Origin of the sequence: Corallococcus terminator, assembly GCF_003611635.1 — a bacterium.
GTDB classification, from domain to species: domain Bacteria; phylum Myxococcota; class Myxococcia; order Myxococcales; family Myxococcaceae; genus Corallococcus; species Corallococcus terminator.
Map to the genome: position 1 here is coordinate 1 of NZ_RAVZ01000481.1, position 5,525 is coordinate 5,525.

At 68.2% G+C, this 5,525-nt stretch carries 4 protein-coding genes; 3 read left to right on the forward strand and 1 reads right to left on the reverse strand.

Translation table 11 applies throughout. The features are described from left to right. Positions 1-272: 272 nt before the first annotated feature. Positions 273-2,090, reverse strand: coding sequence for an aspartate--tRNA ligase (aspS, locus tag D7V88_RS38455; RefSeq protein ID WP_120545507.1), 1,818 nt, complete (start codon positions 2,088-2,090; stop codon positions 273-275). Positions 2,091-2,268: 178 nt separating this feature from the next. Here aspS and D7V88_RS38460 point away from each other — a divergent pair, with 178 nt between their 5' ends. Genes D7V88_RS38460 through D7V88_RS38470 form a run of 3 tightly spaced genes read left to right on the forward strand, consistent with a single transcriptional unit; the run spans position 2,269 to position 5,494 of the window. Then, positions 2,269-3,390: a hypothetical protein gene (locus tag D7V88_RS38460; RefSeq protein WP_120545508.1), complete on the forward strand. Its 1,122-nt coding sequence runs from the start codon at positions 2,269-2,271 to the stop codon at positions 3,388-3,390. A 23-nt stretch (positions 3,391-3,413) separates the two neighbouring features. Next, on the forward strand, positions 3,414-4,715 hold the full coding sequence (locus D7V88_RS38465) for a hypothetical protein (RefSeq protein WP_120545509.1): 1,302 nt from the start codon (positions 3,414-3,416) through the stop codon (positions 4,713-4,715). 11 nt (positions 4,716-4,726) lie between these two features. Next, entirely contained in the window at positions 4,727-5,494 is a 768-nt protein-coding gene (locus D7V88_RS38470) for a hypothetical protein (RefSeq protein WP_120545510.1), read from the forward strand. The last annotated feature ends 31 nt before the right edge of the window (positions 5,495-5,525 follow it).

The following is a 5,525-nucleotide window of genomic DNA, read 5'->3' on the forward strand; positions in this document are numbered from 1 at the left end:
ACCCAGCCCTGTTTCCGCATCGCCGTCCGGACCTCCCCCGCACACGCCACGGGTCCTCAATGGCCATGGTCCAGGGGATGTCCAGCGCTCTGCCGGAGCCGTCCGTCGCCTTCCCGCCACTGCCCCCAGCCTCCCGAAGGAGCGCAGGGTGCGGCGAAGGACGAAGGGCCCGCCAGGGTGTCCACCACCGGGCGTCACGGCCCCGGCGTCACGACAGGCCCCGCACCGTCCCGCGCACTCACGCGGGACGGGGGGCCACCACCTCGAACCGCCTACTTCGCCGGCAGCGGCACGGAGCGCACGTGCAGCTCGCGCAACTGCTTCTCGTCCACGTCGCCGGGCGCGCCCGTCATCGTGTCGGTGCCCGTCTTCGTCTTGGGGAACGGAATCACGTCGCGCAGGGACTCCGCGCCGGTCAGCAGCATCACCAGACGGTCCATGCCCAGCGCGATGCCGCCGTGCGGGGGCGCGCCGAACTTGAGCGCGTCCAGCAGGAAGCCGAACTTGGTGCGCGCCTCCTCCTCGTGGATGCCCAGCGCCTGGAACACCTCCGACTGCACCTTCGGATCATGCAGGCGGATGGAGCCGCCGCCGATTTCAAAGCCGTTGAGCACCACGTCGTAGCGGTGGCACTTCACGCGGCCCGGATCCGTCAGCAGGAACGGCACGTCCTCGTCGTGCGGACGGGTGAAGGCGTGGTGCGCCGCCGCCCACGTGTTCGTCTCGTCGTCGTACTCGAAGAGGGGCGGGTTCACGACCCAGAGGAACTTCCACTGGCCGCCGCTGCCGTACTCGGGGATGAGGCCCAGCTTCTTCGCCACGTGCACGCGCAGGTTCGCCATCACCGTGTGCACCAGCGACTCGCGGCCGAACTGGAACAGCAGCAGGTCGCCTGTCTTCGCGTTGCACGCCTGGTTGATGGCCAGCCGCAGCGCCGGCGTAATCGTCTTGGACAGCGGGGACTGGGTCCACTCGCCGCCCTCGCCCACCTTCGCGCGCGCCAGGCCCTTGGCGCCCGCCTGCTTCGCGAACTCCTCCAGCTTGTCGCTCTCCGCGCGGGACAGCGCCTTCTCCGCCGGGACGACCATCGCCTTGACGATGCCCTTCTCCTGCACCGCGTCCCACATCATGGGCACGCCACCCGCGGCGCCGTGCTCACGGATGAGGTCGGTGAGCACGATGTGCTCCAGGCCGAATCTCAGGTCCGGCTTGTCGTTGCCGTACTTCGCCATGGACTCGTAGAAGTCCATCCGCTGGAACGGCGTGGGGATGTCCAGGCCCAGCACCTCGCCCCACAGCTTCTTCAGCAGGCCTTCGATGATGGTGAAGATGTCGTCCTGCGTGACGAAGCTCATCTCCACGTCGATCTGCGTGAACTCCGGCTGCCGGTCCAGGCGCAGGTCCTCGTCGCGGAAGCACTTCACGATCTGGAAGTACCGGTCGAAGCCCGCGACCATGAACAACTGCTTGTAGAGCTGCGGGCTCTCCGCCAGCGCGTAGAACTTGCCCGGGTTGAGCCGGCTGGGCACCAGGAAGTTGCGCGCGCCGCCCGGCGTGTACTTGCCCATGAAGGGCGTTTCCAGCTCCAGGAAGTTGTTCCCGTTCATGTACTGACGGGTGAGCGCGTTCATCTTCGAGCGCGTCATCAGCGTGCGCTGCAGGGGCCCCCGGCGCAGGTCCAGATAGCGGTGCGACAGCCGCTTCTCCTCGGACGTGTCCACGTTGTCCTCGATGAGGAACGGCGTGGGCTCCGAGCGGTTGAAGATGGTCAGGTCCGAGGCCTTCACCTCGATCTCCCCCGTCTTCATCTTCGGGTTCACGTTCTTGCCGCGCGACAGCACCTTGCCCTTGATGCCGACGCAGAACTCCAGACGCAGGGTGCCCGCGATGTCGTGGGCCTCCTTGCTGTCCGGCTCGAACACCACCTGCGTCAAACCCTCGCGGTCCCGCAGGTCGATGAACACCGCGCCGCCGTGGTCGCGGCGGTTGTGCACCCAGCCGAAGAGGACGACCTCTTCGCCGATATTCGCGGCCGTGAGTTGACCGCAGGTATGGGTACGCTTGACCTCGGAGATGAACGGAACCGCCATGGAGACCGCCTGCGTTTTGTTCGGGAAGAAAGGCCGGGCACCATAGCGGATCGTGGAAACAGCGCGTCAAGGAATCCGTGGCTCCCGCCCCCTCCGTCCTCCCTCGGAAGATGGGCATCGGAGCGGGCAGGATGAAGCCTTCCCGCAACCGCGAACCGGATCCGGGGTTGGAGGTGACATGCAGGGGGACAAGGCCACCTGTCGTCAGCCCGTGGGAAGGCCCGCGCGGGCCTCCGCGTGCCTGAAGGCCGGGTGGGTGCTGTTGGCCGTGCTCGGCGTGTCCGGCGCGAGCCCCGCCCGGGCGGAAGCCGCGGACAGCTCCCTCACCGTCGAAGCCAGCGCCGGCCGGGGCTACGGCCTCTGGAGCCTGTTGGGGGACGTGGGCGTGGGCGAGGCGACGTTCCTCACGCTCGGCTACACCGGCGTGCGCCCCGAGGCCGGCACCGCCGCCACCCACCAGCTCTCCGTGGGCGTGGACCACCTGGCAGGCGAGCACTGGCTCCTGTCCGGCGTCGTCAGCCTGGGCCTGAACAAGGGCTCCAACACCGCGCTCACCCAGGAGCTGCCCCGGCTGGACATCCCCGGCCTCACCGCCCGGACGGGCTACGGCAGCCAGGGCGTGCAGTTGGCTGCGGGCTACGACTCGGCGGGCTTCGCCAGGGTGGAGTACGGCCTGGACGCGGGCGTGGGCCTCCACCGCTACCCCCTGCGCCGGCAGTTGCTCACCGTCTCCGACGGCGCCACGACCGTGAGGTACGCCCAGGAGGACCTGCTCTGGGTGGCCCGGCCCACGCTGGGCGCGCGCCTTGTCTGGGACGGCCGCTGGGAGCTGGGCCTGAGGGGCGGCTTCTCCCTCTACAGCGAGGACCCGCTCACCGCCGGCCAGTTCACCGAGGCCGAATGGACCGCCCTGGAGTCCCAGTTGGAGGGCCGCGCCGCCGCCCGGAGGGTCCTGGCCGGCCTGCGCAAGCGCCAGCTACGAGATCTGGGAGCGGCCGTGACGCGGCGCATGGCGGACGTCAACGCCGGCACCGGCTTTCCCTCCGCCCCGGCCCGCTTCGACCTGAAGCCCTCCCTCACCTGGAGGCTGAACCCCACCGTGCGGGGCCAGCTCTCCTACGCCTTCACCCGGTACGTGCCCACCCAGGGCGTGGCCCACGTGCTGGCCTCCCGCTGGACGGTGCGCCTGGGGGACCCGGTGAGGCTGTGGGCGTCGGTGGCCCTCCAGCGGGACGTGCCGGAGGACCTGCCGGCGGAGGTCTCCGGCCTGCTCACACTCGGAGGGGAATACACGTTCTGAGCGGTCCGGAGTAAAACGGCGCCATGCTCCGAACAGTCATCACCGCCGCCATCGGGCTGGGACTGCTGGCCACCGGCTGCGCGCCGGACAGCGAGGCGCCCGTCAAGGTCTCCGTCCTGTCCCTCTCCAGCAACGGCAAATACGTCCCCACCCAGGTCGAACTCACCACCATCGAGGACATCGTCGGGCTCAAGGGCACCGTCGGCGACCTGCAAGGCGGTGCGCGCATCGTCATCGACGTGAACGATCCAGCGCTCAACAACGCGACGGAAGAGACCATCGGGGAGGTGCTGCTCAAGAAGGCCGGCCACGACGTGAAGGCCAGCTACATCAGCCAGAAGGACCCCGCCACGGGCGAGGACATCCTCTGGCCGGCGGACTTCCACTCCTGGAACATGGTGACGTCGTATTACAACCTGGAGCGCGCCAACGAGTACTTCCGCACCGTTGGCAACATGAAGTCGATCGACTTCGAGCCGGTCCCCACGCTCTATTACTTCCCTGAATTCGTCATCGCGCAGAACAGCAAGGACCCGGCGCGCGACAACGCCATCTTCTACCCCATCCTCCAGTCGTTCCTGGTGCTCCCCTTCGAGGAGATCCAGCGCGCGCCCCTGCCGCTCAACGCGGGCGTGATGGCGCACGAATATTCGCACCTGGTCTTCAACCGCCTGGCGTACGCGTCCCAGTCGTTCCCCCTGTCGCTCATCACCTGGTCGCAGGAGAGCCCCAGCCAGGGCGCCAACGTGCTCAAGTCCTTCGATGAAGGGCTCGCGGACTACCACGCCTACGGGGCCACCTGCCGCAGCCCCCACGGGTGTGATCCGGCCTTCCTCTCCAGCTCCTTCGACAACGGTCCCTTCTCCGCCGTCACGGCCGAACGGGACATCTCCAAGGGCGACCGCTGCATGAGCCAGCAGTTGTGGAACAACCTGGTGGGCCTGGACGTGAACACCTTCTCGGGCGGAGGCAACGAGTACAAGGTCGGCACCATCCTGGCGTCCGCGCTCTTCCAGGCGGGCCGCGCCCAGAACCAGGAGGCGGTGCTCCAGCGCGCCGTCGTCGCCGCGTACTACGACACCAGCCCCACCAACCCCGGCATCTTCCAGTTCACCGAGCGGTTCCTGAACAACCAGTTGGGCTTCACCCTGGCCCTGCCCGCGCTGGCCATCATCGGCCACATCAGTGACCTGGAGCTGCGCAAGGCCGTGTGCAACGAGTTCGTGGACCACCTGCGAATTCCGCGCGAGTGGCTCATCGGCGACAACTACTGCCCGGCCAGCACGTCGGCGGGCGCCACCTGCCCCAGCATCGTCATCAATTGAGGCCCGCTCCCTTGAACTCACTGCTCAAGGCCTGCCTCGCTGGCGGCCTGCTCCTTGCTGCACCCGCGCTCGCGCAGTCCGACGAGGACGACCCGTACGCCTATCCGGACGACGAGGCCGCCCGCGCCTCGGACAAGGCCCGGAAGGACGATGACGACGCCTACGAGCGACGTCGCAAGCTGGTGGACGAAACCGACGAGTTCCGCGAAGCCGCCGAACGCGAGAACGACGACGGCTTCGACAAGCTCTCCCGCCTGGACGACCCCAACCTGGGCGTCGCGGTGGAATTCGGAGCGGGCCTTCTGCTGGTGGACAGTGCGCGGGGCGACTTCTCCGACAACCGGCCCGCGATGGGCGTGCGCGCCACCTGGGAGTTCGGTCGCTCGCTCGAAAACGAACCCCTGCGCGAAGCCCTCTTCGCCGACCTGCGCTGGCTCTACGGCAGCCTCAGCGACGGCACGAATTTCATCAAGGGGGACACGCGGCTTCACTACTTCACCCTCGCGCCCGCCTACCTGTTGCGCTTCGGTCAGTCCGCCTTCGGCATCTACGCGCAGGCAGGCGGCGGCCTCGCGTACCAGAACACCGGCATCACCGTGGGCGACGAGGAGACGAAGGTGAACGGTCTCAAGCCCGTCATCCAGTACGGCATCGGTCTGCGCGGGCGGCCCGCCCTCTCACGCACCCTGCACCTCACCTTGCGCATCGAGGCCATGGGCCTGCGCCGGGGCTACGCCAACGACTTCTTCTTCGGTGGCAGCGCCGGCATCGGCTTCTGAGCTGGATTTCCCCAGGCCCCCGCCCCGCTTC